At 65.1% G+C, this 18369-nt stretch carries 19 protein-coding genes; 15 read left to right on the forward strand and 4 right to left on the reverse strand.

Translation table 11 applies throughout. From position 1 onward, the window contains the following. Positions 1 to 156: 156 nt before the first annotated feature. From groES to J3E61_RS16435, 3 genes are all read left to right on the forward strand, one after another. Positions 157 to 459, forward strand: a complete 303-nt coding sequence (gene groES, locus J3E61_RS16425; RefSeq protein WP_015305122.1) for a co-chaperone GroES — start codon at positions 157 to 159, stop codon at positions 457 to 459. Positions 460 to 538: 79 nt separating this feature from the next. Beyond that, a complete protein-coding gene (groL, locus tag J3E61_RS16430; RefSeq protein WP_192721935.1) occupies positions 539 to 2164 on the forward strand; it encodes a chaperonin GroEL in 1626 nt (541 codons plus the stop codon). Between the two features lie 54 nt (positions 2165 to 2218). After that, positions 2219 to 3736 (forward strand): HAMP domain-containing protein, encoded by a 1518-nt coding sequence (locus J3E61_RS16435; protein ID WP_192721934.1) that lies wholly within the window; start codon positions 2219 to 2221, stop codon positions 3734 to 3736. On the opposite strand, the gene J3E61_RS16440 is transcribed toward J3E61_RS16435, so the two are convergent. Beyond that, complete coding sequence (locus J3E61_RS16440) at positions 3686 to 3931, reverse strand: hypothetical protein (RefSeq protein WP_210084261.1); 246 nt, start codon at positions 3929 to 3931, stop codon at positions 3686 to 3688. The genes J3E61_RS16435 and J3E61_RS16440 overlap by 51 nt on opposite strands. Before the next feature lie 125 nt (positions 3932 to 4056). Here J3E61_RS16440 and J3E61_RS16445 point away from each other — a divergent pair, with 125 nt between their 5' ends. The 6 genes from J3E61_RS16445 (at position 4057) to J3E61_RS16470 (ending at position 10659) form a co-directional block, all read left to right on the forward strand. Then, the gene (locus tag J3E61_RS16445) at positions 4057 to 5571 is read left to right on the forward strand and encodes an adenylate/guanylate cyclase domain-containing protein (RefSeq protein WP_210084262.1); all 1515 of its coding nucleotides are present in this window, start codon (positions 4057 to 4059) and stop codon (positions 5569 to 5571) included. A gap of 63 nt (positions 5572 to 5634) precedes the next feature. Then, a complete protein-coding gene (locus J3E61_RS16450; RefSeq protein ID WP_210084263.1) occupies positions 5635 to 6003 on the forward strand; it encodes a hypothetical protein in 369 nt (122 codons plus the stop codon). 45 nt (positions 6004 to 6048) lie between these two features. Beyond that, positions 6049 to 7548, forward strand: coding sequence for an adenylate/guanylate cyclase domain-containing protein (locus tag J3E61_RS16455; protein ID WP_210084264.1), 1500 nt, complete (start codon positions 6049 to 6051; stop codon positions 7546 to 7548). Between the two features lie 44 nt (positions 7549 to 7592). Continuing rightward, positions 7593 to 8450: a DUF4349 domain-containing protein gene (locus J3E61_RS16460; protein WP_192721929.1), complete on the forward strand. Its 858-nt coding sequence runs from the start codon at positions 7593 to 7595 to the stop codon at positions 8448 to 8450. A gap of 346 nt (positions 8451 to 8796) precedes the next feature. Next, on the forward strand, positions 8797 to 9078 hold the full coding sequence (locus tag J3E61_RS16465) for a hypothetical protein (protein WP_192721927.1): 282 nt from the start codon (positions 8797 to 8799) through the stop codon (positions 9076 to 9078). Positions 9079 to 9297: 219 nt separating this feature from the next. Beyond that, the gene (locus J3E61_RS16470; RefSeq protein WP_192722462.1) at positions 9298 to 10659 is read left to right on the forward strand and encodes a threonine/serine exporter family protein; all 1362 of its coding nucleotides are present in this window, start codon (positions 9298 to 9300) and stop codon (positions 10657 to 10659) included. Here the strand turns inward: J3E61_RS16470 and J3E61_RS16475 are convergent. Then, entirely contained in the window at positions 10631 to 11092 is a 462-nt protein-coding gene (locus J3E61_RS16475) for an OsmC family protein (protein ID WP_192721926.1), read from the reverse strand. The genes J3E61_RS16470 and J3E61_RS16475 overlap by 29 nt on opposite strands. Positions 11093 to 11110: 18 nt before the next feature. On the opposite strand from J3E61_RS16475, the gene J3E61_RS16480 reads away from it, so the two are divergent. Continuing rightward, entirely contained in the window at positions 11111 to 11617 is a 507-nt protein-coding gene (locus J3E61_RS16480; protein WP_210084265.1) for a hypothetical protein, read from the forward strand. A 21-nt stretch (positions 11618 to 11638) separates the two neighbouring features. Here the strand turns inward: J3E61_RS16480 and J3E61_RS16485 are convergent, their stop codons facing one another. Continuing rightward, positions 11639 to 11929: a WhiB family transcriptional regulator gene (locus tag J3E61_RS16485; RefSeq protein WP_015305128.1), complete on the reverse strand. Its 291-nt coding sequence runs from the start codon at positions 11927 to 11929 to the stop codon at positions 11639 to 11641. A 429-nt stretch (positions 11930 to 12358) separates the two neighbouring features. Between J3E61_RS16485 and J3E61_RS16490 the strand changes: the two genes are divergently transcribed. The 3 genes from J3E61_RS16490 to J3E61_RS16500 all read left to right on the forward strand — a co-directional run bounded on the left by J3E61_RS16490 (position 12359) and on the right by J3E61_RS16500 (position 14991). Next, entirely contained in the window at positions 12359 to 13129 is a 771-nt protein-coding gene (locus J3E61_RS16490; protein WP_210084266.1) for a hypothetical protein, read from the forward strand. Between the two features lie 91 nt (positions 13130 to 13220). Then, a complete protein-coding gene (locus J3E61_RS16495; protein WP_210084267.1) occupies positions 13221 to 13799 on the forward strand; it encodes a sigma-70 family RNA polymerase sigma factor in 579 nt (192 codons plus the stop codon). After that, entirely contained in the window at positions 13792 to 14991 is a 1200-nt protein-coding gene (locus tag J3E61_RS16500; protein WP_210084268.1) for a hypothetical protein, read from the forward strand. The genes J3E61_RS16495 and J3E61_RS16500 overlap by 8 nt, the downstream gene beginning before the upstream one ends. Positions 14992 to 15006: 15 nt before the next feature. On the opposite strand, the gene J3E61_RS16505 is transcribed toward J3E61_RS16500, so the two are convergent. Then, on the reverse strand, positions 15007 to 15411 hold the full coding sequence (locus J3E61_RS16505) for a DUF5319 domain-containing protein (RefSeq protein ID WP_085192450.1): 405 nt from the start codon (positions 15409 to 15411) through the stop codon (positions 15007 to 15009). 157 nt (positions 15412 to 15568) lie between these two features. Between J3E61_RS16505 and guaB the strand changes: the two genes are divergently transcribed. Both guaB and J3E61_RS16515 read left to right on the forward strand, forming a co-directional pair. Beyond that, positions 15569 to 17110 carry an IMP dehydrogenase gene (gene guaB / locus J3E61_RS16510; RefSeq protein ID WP_192721922.1) on the forward strand — a complete coding sequence of 514 codons (1542 nt, stop codon included), beginning with the start codon at positions 15569 to 15571 and terminating at the stop codon, positions 17108 to 17110. Between the two features lie 54 nt (positions 17111 to 17164). Then, positions 17165 to 18292: a GuaB3 family IMP dehydrogenase-related protein gene (locus tag J3E61_RS16515; protein WP_192722460.1), complete on the forward strand. Its 1128-nt coding sequence runs from the start codon at positions 17165 to 17167 to the stop codon at positions 18290 to 18292. Positions 18293 to 18369: the final 77 nt, after the last annotated feature.

The following is an 18369-nucleotide window of genomic DNA, read 5'->3' on the forward strand; positions in this document are numbered from 1 at the left end:
TAGCACTCTCGTGTATAGAGTGCTAGGTGGCACGCGGCCAACCCCTGCTCCGGCACCCGCGACGACGGCGCGAGGGCACGGACGCTTGCCGAACACCTGTAATGCATCCGGGGATTGGCTCCGGATCGACAACCCGAACTACTGGAGGGCTCCATCGTGGCGAGCGTGAACATCAAGCCACTCGAGGACAAGATCCTCGTTCAGGCCAACGAGGCCGAGACCACGACCGCATCCGGTCTGGTCATCCCTGACACCGCCAAGGAGAAGCCGCAAGAAGGCACCGTCGTCGCAGTCGGCCCCGGCCGCTGGGATGAGGACGGCGAGAAGCGGATTCCGCTGGACGTCTCCGAGGGCGACGTCGTCATCTACAGCAAGTACGGCGGCACCGAGATCAAGTACAACGGCGAGGAGTACCTGATCCTGTCCGCCCGCGACGTGCTGGCAGTCGTCAACAAGTAATCAGTCGTGTCCCGCCCCGGAGATCCCCGTACCCACGGGCGATTTCCGGGGCGGTATGCGTCATAGGAGAAAGCCAACTATGAGCAAGCAGATTGAGTTCAACGAAACTGCGCGCCGCGCAATGGAAGCCGGCGTAGACAAGCTCGCCGATGCGGTTCGTGTGACCCTGGGCCCACGCGGTCGGCACGTCGTGCTGGCCAAGGCGTTCGGTGGACCGCAGGTGACCAACGACGGCGTCACCGTCGCTCGCGAGATCGACCTCGAGGACCCGTTCGAGAACCTCGGCGCGCAGCTGGTGAAGTCGGTCGCCACCAAGACCAACGACGTCGCAGGCGACGGCACCACCACCGCGACAGTGCTGGCGCAGGCCATCGTGAAGGCCGGGCTGCGGCAGGTGGCCGCCGGTGCCAACCCGATCGCGCTGGGTTCGGGCATCAGCAAGGCCGCCGACGCAGTGTCGGAGGCTCTGCTTGCCTCGGCCACCCCGGTATCCGACAAGACCGCGATCGCCCAGGTCGCGACCGTTTCGTCGCGCGACGAGCAGATCGGTGAGCTGGTCGGCGAGGCGATGACCAAGGTCGGTCACGACGGCGTCGTGTCCGTCGAGGAGTCGTCAACCCTGAACACCGAGCTGGAGATCACCGACGGCGTCGGCTTCGACAAGGGCTTCATCTCGGCGTACTTCATCACCGACTTCGACGCCCAGGAAGCGGTGCTCGAGGACGCGTTGGTACTGCTGCACCGGGAGAAGATCAGCTCGCTGCCGGACCTGCTGCCGCTGCTGGAGAAGGTCGCCGAGAGCGGTAAGCCGCTGCTGATCGTCGCCGAAGACGTTGAGGGCGAAGCGCTTTCAACGCTGGTGGTCAACTCGATCCGCAAGACCCTGAAGGCCGTCGCGGTCAAGGCGCCGTTCTTCGGTGACCGTCGCAAGGCGTTCCTCGACGACCTCGCGATCGTGACCGGTGGTCAGGTCGTCAATCCGGACGTCGGGTTGCTGCTGCGCGAGGTGGGACTCGAGGTGCTCGGCTCGGCTCGCCGCATCGTGGTCGACAAGGACAGCACCACGATCGTCGACGGCGGCGGCACCAAGGACGCTATTGATGCCCGCGCCGCTCAGCTACGCGGCGAGATCGAGAACACCGACTCCGACTGGGATCGCGAAAAGCTCGAAGAGCGGCTGGCCAAGCTGGCCGGTGGTGTCGCGGTGATCAAGGTCGGCGCGGCCACCGAGACCGATCTCAAGAAGCGCAAGGAAGCCGTCGAAGATGCGGTCGCGGCGGCCAAGGCCGCGGTGGAAGAGGGCATCATCACCGGCGGCGGCGCGGCGCTCGTGCAAGCGCGCAAGGCGCTGGCTCCGCTGCGCGAATCGGTGACCGGCGACGAAGCAGTCGGCGTCGAGGTGTTCAACGCAGCGCTGTCGGCCCCGCTGTACTGGATCGCCGCCAACGCCGGGTTGGACGGCTCCGTGGTGGTGAACAAGGTCGCCGAGCTGCCGACGGGCCACGGGTTCAACGCCGCGACGCTGGAGTACGGCGATCTGGTCGCGGGCGGCATCGTCGACCCGGTCAAGGTCACCCGCTCGGCGGTGCTCAACGCCGCGTCGGTGGCCCGGATGGTGCTGACCACCGAGACGGCTGTGGTCGACAAGCCGGCGGAGCCGGAGGACGACGGCCACGGCCACGGTCATCACGGCCACGCTCACTAGTTAGTTTCAACGGAACACCCCCGGTCACCAGGCCGGGGGTGTTTTCGTTTTGATATGGACCGCATTTGGCAGTGGGCGTGGGACCGGTTTGGAGCGAAACACCGCTTGGCGGGTCTGGCCGTCGTATTGCCAGCAGGATTGCCGATCTACCTGTTCTGGTCGTTCCTCATCGTCGCTGTGGAAGGCTCCCGTCACTACGTTGAGGCAGGCGTCGTGACCCTCGTCGCTCTGCTGGCGCTGAATCTGTACGCGGCTTTCGCCGACCGCAAGCGCTACCGCCCGGTCGAGCAATGGGCGGCCGGCCGCGACGTCGATCGGGCAACAGCGCTGAAGGCCACATATAGCTTCTCCCGGAGCGCGGTTTACCGGGCGCTTTGGTTAGCCGCGGTTTGCTTTGCCCTGATGTCGGTGAGCATCGGTGCAATTGTTGGAGCGAGCGGACCGCGACTTGCACAGTACGGGGTGCTGGGCGCCGCGGTCGGGACCGTGACGTATCTCATCAGTGTGCACAGCATGTTGGAGGCGACCGCTCGGCCTGCACGGGTCGCGATCGCTGGCGACACGAGCATCGGGGACTCTCTACCCCGCGCTCGCCCGACGATCGCCGCGTGGTCAAACATGACGGTCCTGGGGACTGCGTTCGTTTTCTCCGTCGACAGCGCAATGTTGGTTGCCGCGATCGTTGGGGCCAGCCCGCAGCCACTTCTGTTCCTTGGGATCGGCACTGCTTTGACAGTCGCATTCGGAATTCCGCTAGTCGTCGGCGTCGGTTTCTCACCGTCGATGCGGCCGATTCGGGATCTCGCGGAGGGAACCGAGCGCGTCGCAGCCGGTGACTACGGCAGGCGCGTGCCGGTGGTTCAGGACGACGATCTCGGAGTGCTGGCAGCGTCGTTCAATCGCATGCAGGCGGGATTGGCTGAGCGCCAACGACTTCAGGCGGCATTCGGCACCTACGTCGACCCCGCTCTCGCCGCGCGACTGCTCGAGCAGGGCGACGATGTTTTCACCGGCGAGCGCCGCGAGGTGACGGTGATGTTCGTCGACATCCGCGACTTCACCCCGTTCGTCGAGGCGAACACCGCGGAGGACACCGTAGCCCGACTCAACGCCCTGTTCGAGATCGTGGTGCCCGCTGTCCTCGACGCCGGAGGGCACGTCAACCAGTTCCTCGGCGACGGCGCGATGGCCGTCTTCGGCGCTCCGAACGATCTCGCGAACCATGCCGACGCCGCAGTGAGCGCCGCGGTGCTGATTCACCGTCTCGTAGCCGAGCGATTCGGCGGTGAGCTTCGGATCGGCATCGGGATCAACACCGGTACGGTGATCGCTGGCACTATCGGCGGCGGAGCTCATCTTGAGTTCGGCCTGATCGGCGATACGACGAACGTGGCTGCCCGCGTCGAGCAACTCACCAAGACCACCGGCGACGCCATCCTTCTCACTGACCAAACCGTTGACGCCCTGGTTTCTCGACCGCCCGGACTGGCTGACCGTGGTCTCCACGCGCTGAAGGGTAAATCAGCCCAGACGACGGTCTTCGGTCTTGACCCGGTCGCGACGCCTTCGTAGCGCCGCACCCGCCTCAGCAGTGATCAGACTGGCTTCCTCCAGTTGCGGCACAAGCAGATACGCGTCGGTGTACAGGGTGCTGATCTCACAGGTGAGGCAGACAAAGTCTGGCAGCGCCGAGACCTGAGCTTCGGGCGGCGCAGCGACCAGGCACAGGCTGTCCACCAGCATGTGATGTTGGACCGCAGGTGTCATAGCCATGAATGATTGTTCGTTCAGAGCGTGTGCTTGGTCAACCGATTTGGGCTTCGCCGCAACGGCAGTACCGAGTTCCAACGGAACACGCCCCGTGGCCGGGCCGGGCATGTTTTGTTTTCGATATGGACCGTATCTGGCAGTGGGCGTGGGATCGGTGGGGGTCGACATACTCGTGGGCCGTCTGGGGAATCATGGTCGTCCCCATGCTGGTGTCGTACCTTGTCGTGTCGTCGTTGGTTGTCGCTTTCGAGAAGTCGGGTCATTACGCCGAAGCGGCCGCCTACACCGTTGCCGCCGTGGTGGTAGACGCGTACGTGGTGATTCTTCCGGGCAGCCGGCTATTCCGCCTCGCTCAGTGGTGGGCAGCCGGCCACGAGGTCGACCACGCTCAGGCGTTGCATGACACGTACACCTGGACTCGGGCGGCAGGTGTCCGAGCGTTGTGGTTCCAACCCGCGTGGACGGCAGTGCTGCTAGTGGTTGTTGGTGCGATATCCCAAGCGAACGGGGCGCGGCTGATTGAATACGGAATCTTGGGCGCTACCTTGGGAGTCGCCATGGCGCTCATGGGTTTACACACGTCTGTGCAAGGAATGTTGCGGCCCGCCAGGGCGGCCCTCGCCGGAGACACCGCCATCGGCGACACGCTTCCCCGCTCTCGCCCGACCTTTGCCGCCTGGTTGAACCTCGCCTTCCTGGGTGCCATTTTCACCTTTGCGATCGGGGGCGCGCTGCTGGCAGTTGTATTGGACCGAACGAGTGATTTTCCGGTGCTCACCGTGGTAGCGACCGCGTGTGCGTGGACGGCGTTCGCGGTGCCCATCACCGTCGGCGTACTCATCGCGCCGTCACTGCGACCCGTTCGCGACCTCGCCAAGGGCACTGAACGGGTTGCCGCCGGCGACTATTCACAACGCCTGCCCGTGGTCCAGGACGATGATCTCGGTGCGCTGGCGGCGTCGTTCAACCGAATGCAGGCGGGTTTGGCTGAGCGGCAACGACTTCAGGCGGCTTTCGGCAGCTACGTCGATCCGATGCTCGCGGCTCGGCTACTCGAGCAGGGCGACGACGTGTTCACCGGCGAGCGCCGGCAGGTGACCGTAATGTTCGTCGACGTCCGCGATTTCACGCCGTTCGCCGAAGCGAACACGGCCGAGGACACGGTCGCCCGTCTCAATGCACTGTTCGAGATTGTGGTGCCTGCCGTCGTCGATGCCGGCGGGCATGTCAACAAGTTCCTCGGTGACGGCGCGATGGCCGTCTTTGGCGCCCCGAACGATCTTGCCGATCACGCCGATGCGGCGGTGAACGCCGCGGCGCTGGTTCACCATCGCGTCGCCGAGCGATTCCGCGGCGAGTTGCGTATCGGGATCGGGATCAACACCGGCGTCGTGATCGCCGGAACGATCGGCGGCGGAGGCCATCTCGAGTTCACCCTGATCGGCGACACGACCAATGTCGCCGCCCGCGTCGAGCAGCTCACCAAGGTCACCGGTGATCCAATTCTTTTGACCCAGCAGACCGTTGACGCTCTTACGTCTCCACGATCGGGGCTCATCGACCGAGGACCGCACGCGCTGAAAGGCAAATCAGCCGAAGTGAAGGTCTTCGGGCTCGACCCGAGTGTGAATGAATAGCCTCCGCTCGATGACGTACGGGCATACGCTGCCAACAAGATCAGCACCAGATGACGAGGAAGTATGCCTCTGACTTGGCTATCTCGCGTAACCGCCGGCCTTGTTGCCGCCGTGGCCGCGATCGCGTTCGGGTCGCCGGTCCGTGCTGACCCGGGAGAGCCGATTCCGGGCAGCGGTTTCTTCGTCGTTGGGACAGACATTGCGCCCGGCCTGTACCGGACGGACGGGACGGCATCGACCTGGCAGGTGTTGATAAACGATGTGCCGACCGAGGATTCGATGTGCCTGTGGTTCACCTACAGCACGCCTGATGCGAACAAAGACCATGTGGTCGCGACGAACATGTCCGTCGGTCCGATGTATGTGACCATCAACTCGACCGTGAAGGCCTTCGAGTCGCAGAACTGCGAACCCTGGATCAGAGTCACCTGAGTTCGTTTCTCACTTCTGTTGGCCCCACACGCTTAATCTCGCGGGATGGACCGTATCTGGCAGTGGGCGTGGGATCGGCACGGACCGAGGTACTCGTGGGTGATCTGCGTGGTGTTCTCCGCGATCATGCTGCCGATCTACCTCTTCGCGTCGGTCGTCGTTGTTGCTTTCGAGGGCTCCAGTCATTACGTCGAGGCTGTCGTGGCCACCCTTGTGGCCGTGCCGGTGCTGGTGTACTTGTCGGTTCTCCCTGGTCTGGGTCGGGTCCGCCTTGCTGAGCAATGGGCTGCCGGCCACACGGTGGACCGGGCATCGGCAATGGAAGCCACCTACACCTGGGCTCGGCGTTTGGTCATTCGAACGCTGAGCGTCAACTCTGGTTGGGCCGCTTCGGTAATGGTCGCTGTCGCTGCGATCGCAGGGGCGACCGGGTCACGGCTCGTCCAGTACGCGGTCCTTGGCGCCGTACTCGGACCTGCCATCGTCGTGATCGGTGTGCACAGCGGGTTTGAAGCAGCGCTGCGGCCGGCCAGGTCCGCCATCGCCGGTCACACCGGGATCGGTGATTCACTTCCGCAGTCTCGGCCGACGTTTGCCGCGTGGACGAACGTGGCCATGCTCGGCGCTGTCTTCGCGTTCTCCGTCGCTAGCGCGCAGTTGGCAGCCGTGTTCGACCCGGCTGGGCACGGCCCATTGATTGTTCTCATGATCGCTTGTGCTCTAACACTTTTCAGTGTAGCGATCACCCTTGCTCCCTCTTTTTCGCCGTCCCTGCTTCCGATTCGCGATCTCGCCGAAGGAACCAAGCGCGTTGCGAGCGGCGATTACAGTCAGCGAGTGCCCGTGGTGCAGGACGACGATCTCGGTGCGCTGGCGGCATCATTCAATCGCATGCAGGCGGGTTTGGCTGAGCGGCAACGACTTCACGCTGCCTTCGGCACGTACGTCGATCCCGTTCTGGCGGCCCGGTTGCTCGAGCAGGGCGACGACGTGTTCGGCGGGGAGCGCCGGGAGGTAACGGTGATGTTCGTCGACGTCCGTGATTTCACGCCGTTCGCCGAAGCAAACACCGCCGAGGAAACTGTCGCAAGGCTCAACGCACTGTTCGAGATCGTCGTGCCCGCGGTCGTCGATGCCGGTGGGCACGTCAACAAGTTCCTTGGCGACGGCGCGCTGGCGGTGTTCGGCGCACCGAATGACCTTGCAGATCATGCTGACTCGGCTGTGAAAGCCGCGCTGCTGATTCAGCGACTTGTCGCCGAGCGGTTCGCCGGAGACCTTCGGATCGGCATCGGGATCAACACCGGCAAGGTGATCGCAGGCACCATCGGGGGCGGAAGCAAGCTCGAGTTCACGTTGATCGGCGACACGGTCAATGTCGCTGCCCGCGTCGAGCAGCTCACCAAAACCACCGGAGACGCGATCCTTCTCGCCAAGCCCACCGTCGACGCGCTGGGATCTGCACCGACCGGACTGATCGACCGTGGGGCGCACGCGCTGAAAGGCAAGGCGGACGCTGTGATGGTGTACGGTCTCGCGCAATAGACGATCGGTGCCCCGGGCTTCGTGTTGCGGCTAGATTTTCAGGCATGAGCCAGGGTTCTCACAGGTTGGGTGGCCGCTTCGCGGCGTTGACTATCGCGGGCGCCGCACTGCTCTGTGTATTGACCGCATGCGGCGCTTCGCCCGAGCGGCCGATGCCTGCGACCGACGGCATGGCGGGAGTTGCGGGAGCGCCACCACCGCAGGATGTGCCTGGGCCGGCACCGAAGGTCGAGCGCGACATCGTCAAGACGGCGTCAATGACCGTCGTCGTGGCCAATCCCGCTGAGGCCGCCGACAAGGCCGCCGTCATCGCCGGGGACGCGGACGGCCGAGTCGACAGCCGGTCCGAAGATGCCGGGTCGGGCAGCGGGAAGGCGAGCACATCGGTGACGCTGAGAATTCCCGCCGCGAAGCTCGACGAGGCGATGCGGGATCTCAAGGCACTGGGCACCGTCGAACGTGCCGAGGTCAGCGCCGAGGACGTCACCGCGCAGCGCGTCGACCTCGACGCCCGGGTCAAGGCACTGCAGACGTCGGTAGATCGGTTGCTCGCCATCATGCGAGATGCCAGGGATCCCGATGCGCTGATCAAGGCCGAGGACGCGCTGTCGAAACGTCAGGCGGAGCTCGACAGCCTGCGGGCACAACGCCAGGCTCTCGGGGACCGTATCGACTACAGCACCGTCAACGTCACCTTCATCGCCGAGACCGTCGGCGGCCCGGCGCCCAACGAGTATCAAGGTTTCCTGGGGCAGATCGAAAGAGGTTGGGATGCATTGGTTTCCGTAGTCGGTAACCTGGTGCTGCTCTTCGGTCTGGTGCTGCCCTGGCTGGGGGTGCTGGCCGTAATCGGCGGCATCGGCTACGGCGCCATCAGGCTGATGAAGGCTCGCCGGTCGTGAGTGCGCCGGACTTCGAGATCCGGGGCTGCGTGCACACACAGCGGCTACGCCCACCGAAATAGCTGCACGACGCCGCGCACTGTGATTCGACGGAACACTCACATGCCTCAACCTGGCAGGTGTAACGCCCTGGAATCGTCCGGCGATAGGGAAAATAACGTGACAGTAAACTTTCTTAGCTAAGAATTCCTCTACTGTCCATTTGCTTGATGAGTGCTGCATAACTGTTAAAAACGTGGTTACCAGGGATTATACAGTTTATAACGATTTTGTTGATTGTTTGCCAAACGCCCAACAGGCGCTATCCTTGGCAAACCAGGGCAACAACAGGAGGGTGAAGGCAAGCATGAACAAGGCAACGAAGGCGGTCGGCGTTGGACTCGTCGCGGGTGGACTGTTGCTGGCAGCGCCGGCAGGAATGGCATTCGCAGACGGCGCGCTCGACTCGGCCGTTAGCGGCGCGAACGGCGCGGTGCAGAACATCGTGAACCAGAACAACAAGGGCCTGCAGGGCATCACCGCTATCAACAACGGTGGGCTGCAGAGCAACACCTCGCTCAACAACTCGGGCCTCCAGAATGGCGTTGGCTCCCTGAACGCCTGGTTGCAGAGCTTCCTCGGCAAGTAGTCCTGCGCCGCTGAGTAGCACGCGAAACACCCCCGGCTGTCCGCCGGGGGTGTTTTGCGGTGTGAGCGAAAACACCGGGAACTCTGGGAGATAACGGAACGAGCGCCGGGGGCCCGCGCGTTGTGGTGTCCGAGTGAGCGGGAGCAAATGGAGGAAAGAGCAGTGCAGTTGACCCGTGGGCGCGCGGGCCAGCCGTGGGGGGCGCGTCAACGCGAAATCTTGAATCGAATAGTCCGGGAAACCGATCCGCCGACGGGCAGTCTGCCTCGGATCACCGATCCAGTGCGCAGCGAGCACGACGCTGCTTATCAGGAGCTTGTCGGTGAGGTGCTCGATCTGGCAGGCAACATCGGCGCCATTCTGATGGCCTCCGGTACGCCCGCTACGGCCACGATGGACCAGGTCGCGGCGATCGCCGCCGCGTACGGCATCGAGCGGTGCCAGGTCGACGTCATCAACACGACGATCCACGTCGCCGCATACCGTGGCCCGACGATGCCTGCGGCCACCACGTTGCACATCGTGCATGCCAGATCGATGGACTTCAGCCGGCTGGCGGCCGTTGACCGCCTGATCGGCCGGATCCGTGCGGGCGAGGTCCCGCCGTCGCAAGCCCGCAAGGAGCTCGACGCCATCGTCACCGCGCCGCATCCCTACAAGCGCTGGATCGCCACCCTCGCCTGGGGCGCGTTGGCGTTCGCGACCGCGGGCACGCTCGGCGCGGGCTGGCTGGTCTGTCTGGTCAGCGCTGTCAGTGCGATGACGATCGACCGCGTGAACCGGGTGCTCAACCGGCATGGGCTGCCGTTCTTCTTCCAGTACGCAGTTGGCGGTGCGATCGCGACTGCGCCCCCGATCCTGCTCTACGCGCTGAGCCCGAAGCTCGGATGGCACTTCGAACCGACGGTGGCAATCGCGGCCGGCCTGGTTGTTCTTCTTGCCGGCCTTTCGTTGGTGGGTTCGGTTGGTGACGTGATCACCGGGGCCCCCGTCACAGCTGCGGCGCGCTTCTTCGAATTGGTCATGTTGACAGCTGCGACGATCGCAGGCGTTGCATTCGTACTGCACCTCGCCAGCCGCTTCGGCGCGCCGTTCGTCGCCATCAGCGCCGATGCCCCGCCGGCCCTGGCAGAGTTCCCCGCACGTGTGGCATTCGGCGCGGCGAGCGCCGCGGCTTTCGCCTTGGCCTGCTATGCCGAGCGGTCCGCAGCCATGGCCGCGGCGTTCGGCGGCGCGGCGGGCACCATTGCGTTTCTTCTCGCTCAGGGAGCGGGCCTGGGCGCAGTGGTGGCATCGTTCGTCGCGGCAGTGCCGATCGGCCTGGTCGGCCGGCTGATGGAACGACGCAATCTGGCTCCGCCGCTTGTGGTTTCGATTACGGGCATCGTGCCCTTACTGCCTGGCCTTGCGCTGCTGCACGGCATCTATGCGGTTCTCAACGACCAGCACGCCGTTGGATTCGCTTCGGTGCTCGGTGCGCTCGCAATCGGCACCGCACTGGCGGCCGGCGTCACGCTGGGTGAGTGGAGTTCGTGGAAGGTCAGGCGGCGTCCTAGCTTGCGGCGTTCCGCGACGTCGTAGCGATGTCGATCTCCGACGTCAGGGTCTGATGAACGGGGCAACGTTCGGCGATCTGCAGCAGCCGCTCGCGTTGCGTGTCGTCGAGGTCTCCCACTAACTCGATGTCGAGATCGATGTGGTCGATGAAACCCTTGGTGGTCTCGCATTCGGCACAGTCCCTGGCGTGAATACGCTTGTGCCGCAACGTTACCCGAATACTCCTGAGCGGCCAGCCCTTGCGGTCGGCATACATCCGTACTGTCATGGAGGTACAGGCCCCGAGTGCGCCGAGCAGAAGATCGTAGGGCGTCGGTCCTGTGTCGTCGCCGATCGGCGCCGGCTCGTCGGCGACGAGCTCGTGACGCCCCGCTGTGATCTGTCGGGTGAAAGTCCCCGAACCGGTCTCTGTGACGATCACCGTGCCTTCGGCCGATGCAGTCTCTGGTGTTGTCATGCCACCTATTGTCACTGGGTGATCGAGGACGCAGTCCAGTGGAAAGACGAGCTTGTCAAGGTCGCCGACCGACTGGAGGCGAAGACCAAGCAGACGCGGTGGACCGAGCGCACCGGCTTGCTGATCGAACGGGATTTCATCGTCGGTTCCTACGCGATGCGAAAGCTCGTCGATTCACACGGCGTGTCGGCGGAGATGTGTCGGCGTCACATCCCGGTCAGGCGATACGAGCTGACCGCGGCGCCGCCGCCTGATCCAGACGACATCTCGGGGTGCTACGACTTCGAGAACGGCCGTCGCAGCAGGCTTTCGGTCACGGACCTGTGCCACGAGATCATGCACAGCTTCGCTTTCACGTTCTTTTGTGGTGAGACCGCGGACCTCTTCGATGGCATCTACGTGTCATCTGATCGCGACAAGAAGCGCCACCTCTACCTCGTGCTGGCATCGGACTTCATCGCGCTGTGTTCGGACGTGGCGGCAGACGACCAGACGAAAAAGGCCCCACCCGGATCGCCGGAGTAGGGCCCTTTCGGTATGCGGTCTTCAGGAAGCGCGGCGGATCCCTCGCTTCAGCAACAATTCACGCTCAGATTCGGACAGGCCGCCCCAGATGCCGTAGGGCTCGCCGACGGCCAAGGCATGGGCGCGGCACTGGGCGACGACGGGGCATTGACGACACATCTCCTTGGCGCGCATCTCACGCTGTGCGCGGGCCCGGCCACGTTCGCCGTCGGGATGAAAGAACATTGCCGAATCGACACCTCGGCACAGGCCGGACATCTGCCAATCCCAGATGTCGGCATTTGGTCCGGGTAGCTGCTGCGGCTGTGGCATAGGAAAACCCCTCTCTACCCACCCTTTTCGCGACAGATGGGCGCATGAGTTGTGTGGAACCGATCCGAGCACAAGTCGCCAATGACTACTCGTGCACACAAACTAGGGGGGCTCACGAAATTTCGTCAATAGCCCGATCATGTGCTCAACCACATAACCGCAGGCCGAGAATTTACATCACGTTCATCGTTGCGACCCTCCGGCAACGCTGGCGGTGGTAACGAAAGACCGGCACTGCAATCACGACTTGTGTTTTCGCTGTTCGCTTCTCGTCACGTCGCAAACAAAGGCCGTCGCTACCTGACGCCGGTTGACATCGATTTAACGTGGCGACCATGAACTGTTAACCGATCCCAATTTTCGCAATACGTCCCAGCCGTGCCCGGCGGTACCGGGTATTGCACCGTGTATTGATAGCGTCGCGACCCGATGAGCAGTCTCAGTGACGCGGCCTTCGGTGGCACACCGAATCTCTGGCCGTTGCCGGCGGCGTCCACTCCGCACGAGCTGTGGCTGCGTGCGGTGGCTGCGGGCGGGCAGGGCCGCTACGGCAACGCCATCGCGGATCTGGACGAGCTGTGCCGGACACAGCATCGCGGTCCGTTGGCGTCGCTGGCGCACAGCACCAGGGCGTCGTTCCTGCGTCAGCTCGGCTGGCACGACCGCGCCCGCGGCTGGGACGGGCGGGCACTGGCGCTGGCAGGTTGCGACCAAGAGGCGGGCGCTGACGCGCTCATCGGGCTGGCCGCCGACGCACTCGGCGTCGGCAGGCTGGCCGCCTCGGCTGTCGCGCTCCAGCGCGCCGGCGGGTTGGTCAGCGGATCAAGGTTGCCGGTCCGGCTGGCGTGGGTGTCTGCGGAGCTGGCGATGGCCTGCGGTGAGGGTGGCAGGGCCGTTGGCCACGCGGAACGCGCCGTCGAGTTGGCCGAGGCGCTCGGATCGGCCCGGCACGCGGTGAAATCGGAGGTCGTCAGGGCCGCGGCGTTGTGCAGTGCCGGCGAGCTGGATGCGTCCAGGGAGGTCGCCGATGCCGCACTACAGGACACCGAGCGGCTGGGAATCATCCCACTGCGCTGGGCGTTGGCCTGCTTGCTGGCCGACATCGGCAGCGCCCGTCACACGGCACCAGAGATGCTGAGGATTCGTAACGAATGCGCAGCTACGGTGCGTCGCCGGGGTGGCGACCTGGCGGAGCGCTGACAATGGTCACGCCTTGATGATCGTTATTGTTTAGCTGACGTCCACACCTCGGGGACGTGTCCCTCACGTAACGCTGGAGATACCACTCACGATGACATTTTCGGGAGAACGTCTCGATGCTGTCGTTGCTGAGGCGGTGGCTGGCAACAGGGACGCGCTCCGGGAGGTACTGGAGATCATTCGCCCGATCGTGGTTCGGTACTGCCGAGCCCGGGTTGGGACGACAGAGCGAAGTGGTCTTTCAGCCGATGACGTCGCACAGGAGGTGTGCTTGGCCGCCATCACGGCCCTGCCGCGCTACAAGGATCAGGGACGACCGTTCCTGGCCTTCGTGTATGGCATCGCTGCACACAAGGTTGCTGACGCGCACCGCGCGGCGGCCAGGAATCGTTCCGACCCGACAGACGTCGTGCCGGAGCGATATTCCCTGGAAGCGGGACCCGAGCAGATGGCTTTGGACTCCGAATCGGCCGCCAGGATGAACAAGCTGCTGGCCGTGCTGCCCGAAAAACAGCGCGAGATCCTGATCCTGCGCGTGGTCGTCGGGATGAGCGCCGAAGAGACCGCAGAGGCCGTCGGCTCGACGCCCGGCGCGGTCCGGGTCGCACAGCACCGGGCACTGGCCAAGCTGAAGTCTGAAATCAGCGCGACGGAGCACGGCCGTGCCTGACTTCGGACGCTGGAACGCGAGCGGCGGCGACCCGTCGCTCAATGAAATCAACCGCACGGACCGGTTCCTCGATGCACTGGCCGGTCAACAGCCGGTGTACTCGACCGAGCCGAGCGAGGCTGAACTCGCGCAGCTGCTGGCCGGTTGGCGCGACGAGATTCGCACTCCGCCGTTGATGCGGCCCGTGACGCCGCGCGATGCCGCGACGGCGTTGACGCGTGCAATCGACGCCCGCAAGCGCACCCGCTTCTCGATGGCTCTGGTCGGCTCGGTCGCCGCGGCCGTGTTGTGCATCGGCGGTTTCGGTGCCGTGGTCGCGAGCTCCGGTCCTGGCGACGCGCTGTACGGCTTGCACACGGCATTGTTCGGCGAGCAGACCCGAACCGACCAGGTGACGCTCGCCTCGCAGCAACTGGCCGAGGTGCAGCAGCTGATCGATGAGGGTCAGTGGCAGGCCGCGCAGGACAAGCTGCAGGCTGTCACCACGACGGTGGCGACCGTCAATGACGTTGAGCAGAAACAAGAATTGGTCACACAGTGGCAAGAGTTGACCGTCAAGGTCGACGCCAAGGACGCCGACGCGACGCTGCCGCCCGGTGCGCCACCGCCGCCGATGCCCGAGCCCGCTGTGGTTGCGCCGGATTCCAACACGGGGACGACTTCGTCGGTGACCGACAGCGCCACGTCGTCGGCGACCACCATTTCGTCTTCGCCGTCGGAGACGTCGTCTTCGTCGTCGGCCACCACGCCGAGTTCGTCGACATCGAGTTCGGCTTCCGCTGAACCGCCGCCGCCGAGTGGCACGCCGACCACGACCACGTCGTCGCCGACTCCGACGACAACGACCACGACGACAACGACTACTCACGCGGTCACGACGACCACCACGACCTCACCGGCTGTCATCGCCGGGCCGCCTGCGGGTGGCGGCGCACCGCCCGCGGGGGGCGACTCCGGTTCACCGGTCGCCGGCGGCGCCCAGGTCGTCGCGCCCCCGGTGACGGTTCCGTCAGAGGCGCCGCGTCAGCGCGCACCTGAGGCCCCGGCGATTCAGAGCCCGGCGACACAAAGCCCGGTGACGCAGAACCCGGCGCCTCAGAATCCGGTGGTCGAAATTCCGCCGTCAGTCAACATTCCGGTCACGACGACGACATGGGAGATGCCGCCGCCCAAAAAGCGCGGCGACGGCTGACAGCGGGTTTAGCCCTTAGCGATAACCGTCGGATTCCGACGTGGCTTCGTTGAGCGACGCGTCGGCATAGCCGCGACAGTAATCCCAGGTCACGTAGGCATCGGGCTCGGGGTCGTAGGCCGGCTCGTGCGGACGTACGGTGCCGTCGACCAACAGCTGCAGCAGGTTGGCGCGCAGCATGTCCCAGTCGTGATAGTGGTCCTGCTGGCATTCGTCGCAGCACACCACTAGACCGCGAATTCCCTTGTGTGCCAACAGCGCTTCGTAGACCGCCAGATCGGCGAGATCGGCCTCGACCGCTGTCCGCTCCTGCGGGTCAAGCGGCTGGCCAGGCTCGAGTGCATCAAGCGCCGCCGAGGGGTCGCACGGGTCATCGGCGAACGGATCGGGCGGCAAACCCGGTGGCAGGTGATCTCGCACGAGTCCACACTACGCAGCAGCCCTGGCATCGCGCCAGCCGTTGGCAACCTCGTTACCTGCGTGTCCGCAAGCCAGTGTGGGGCCGAAGCGGCGACTTCATTGCCGATAAGATGGATGTCTAGCTCGACGACTGTGCTTGTCACGGGAAGGCCCGCCCATGTCGATTGCTGAAAGCAGCATTCCCATCGCCGTTCCGGTGCCGACCGGCGGCGATGACCCGACCAAGGTCGCCATGCTCGGGCTCACGTTCGACGACGTACTGCTGCTGCCCGCCGCTTCAGATGTGGTGCCCGCCACAGCCGACACCTCCAGCCAGCTCACCAGAAAGATCCGCCTGCGGGTGCCGTTGGTCAGCTCGGCGATGGACACCGTCACCGAGTCCAGGATGGCCATCGCGATGGCCCGCGCGGGCGGCATGGGTGTGCTGCATCGCAACCTGCCCGTCGCAGAGCAGGCCGGCCAGGTCGAGACGGTCAAGCGCTCAGAGGCCGGCATGGTCACCGACCCGGTCACATGCTCGCCGGACAACACGCTCGCCGAGGTCGACGCGATGTGCGCGAGGTTCCGGATTTCCGGGCTGCCGGTGGTCGACGCCGACGGCGCGCTTGTCGGCATCATCACCAACCGCGATATGCGATTCGAGGTCGACCAGTCCAAGCCCGTCTCCGAGGTGATGACGAAGGCCCCGTTGATCACCGCGCAGGCCGGCGTCTCCGCCGAGGCCGCGCTAGGACTGTTGCGCCGCCACAAGATTGAGAAGTTGCCGATCGTCGACGGACACGGCAAGCTGACCGGGCTGATCACCGTCAAGGACTTCGTCAAGACCGAACAGTTCCCGCTGTCCACCAAAGACAGCGACGGCCGGTTGTTGGTCGGCGCCGCGGTCGGTGTGGGTGACGACGCGTGGACGCGCGCGATGACCCTGGCGGATGCGGGCGTCGACGTACTTGTGGTGGACACCGCACACGCACACAACCGCACGGTGCTCGAGATGGTGCACCGGGTCAAGACGGTGCTGGGCGATCGGGTCGAGGTGATTGGTGGCAATGTCGCCACGCGCACGGCGGCCGCCGCACTGGTCGATGCGGGCGCCGATGCGGTGAAGGTCGGGGTCGGCCCCGGCTCCATCTGCACCACGCGCGTGGTCGCGGGCGTTGGTGCACCGCAGATCACCGCGATCCTCGAGGCCGTCGCCGCCTGTGCGCCACACGGCGTGCCGGTCATCGCCGACGGTGGATTGCAGTACTCCGGCGACATCGCCAAGGCGTTGGCCGCCGGCGCGTCTACTGCGATGCTGGGCTCGCTGCTGGCGGGCACCGCCGAGTCGCCTGGCGAGCTGATCTTCGTCAATGGCAAGCAATTCAAGAGCTACCGCGGCATGGGCTCGCTCGGTGCGATGCAGGGCCGTGCCGGCGCCAAGTCATATTCGAAGGACCGCTACTTCCAAGACGACGCGCTCTCCGAGGACAAGCTGGTGCCGGAGGGCATCGAGGGCCGGGTGCCGTTCCGCGGGCCGTTGTCGACGGTGATCCACCAGCTCACCGGCGGTCTGCGCGCGGCCATGGGGTATACCGGTTCGGCGACTATCGAGCAGTTGCAACAGGCGCAGTTCGTGCAGATCACCGCGGCGGGCCTGAAAGAAAGCCATCCGCACGACGTCGCGATGACCGTCGAGGCGCCCAACTACTACGCCCGCTGAAGGGTGGGCGCGCCGATGTGCGCGTGCGTGAAGAGGAGATGACCCATGCGAGACATGGTTGAAATCGGCATGGGCAGAACCGCCCGTCGCACATACGAACTCGGCGACATCAACATCGTGCCGTCGCGGCGCACCCGGTCGTCGCAGGATGTGTCTACGGCCTGGCAGATGGACGCGTACCGATTCGAGATCCCGGTGGTGGCGCATCCGACCGACGCGCTGGTCTCACCGGAGTTCGCGATCGAACTCGGGCGATGCGGTGGGCTCGGCGTGCTCAACGGCGAAGGGTTGATCGGCAGGCACGCCGACGTCGAGGAGAAGATCGCTCAAGTTCTCGAGGCCGCCGAGAAGGAACCCGAGCCGTCGGCGTCGATTCGACTGTTGCAGCAATTGCATTCGGCGCCACTGGATCCCGAGCTGCTTGGCGCAGCGGTGGCGCGCATCCGTGAGGCAGGCGTTACGACAGCGGTGCGGGTGAGTCCGCAGAACGCGCAGTCGCTGACGCCGGCGTTGGTCGCGGCGGGCATCGACTTGTTGGTCATCCAGGGCACCATCATTTCGGCCGAACGCGTCGCGCAGGACGGCGAGCCGCTGAACCTGAAGACCTTTATCTCCGAGCTCGACGTGCCGGTGGTCGCGGGCGGCGTGCTCGACCATCGCACCGCGCTGCACCTGATGCGCACCGGCGCCGCCGGCGTGATCGTCGGCTACGGTTCGACCTCCGGCGTCACGACGAGCGACGAGGTGCTTGGCATCAGCGTGCCGATGGCGACGGCGATCGCCGATGCGGCTGCGGCCCGTCGCGAATATCTCGACGAGACCGGCGGGCGCTATGTGCATGTGCTGGCCGACGGGGACATCCACACCTCCGGCGACCTGGCCAAGGCCATCGCATGTGGAGCCGACGCGGTGGTGCTCGGCACGCCGCTGGCGACGGCGGCCGAGGCGCTTGGCGGCGGCTGGTTCTGGCCGGCCGCGGCTGCCCACCCGTCGCTGCCGCGCGGCGCGCTGCTGCAGGTGGCCATCGGTGAGCGGCCGCCGCTCGAGCAGGTGCTCGGCGGCCCGTCGGACGACCCGTTCGGCTCGCTGAACCTGGTCGGCGGGCTGCGCCGGTCAATGGCGAAGGCCGGTTATTGCGACCTCAAGGAGTTCCAGAAGGTCGGCCTGACCGTCGGGTCCTGATTTCCGCTGCTCGGCGACGCGTCGCTTTACAAATTAGGCCCCCCTGTCTAGAACTTTGCGAGCGCTAAGTCCATACT

This window comes from Mycobacterium sp. OAE908 (genome assembly GCF_017872775.1).
Taxonomy (GTDB): domain Bacteria; phylum Actinomycetota; class Actinomycetes; order Mycobacteriales; family Mycobacteriaceae; genus Mycobacterium.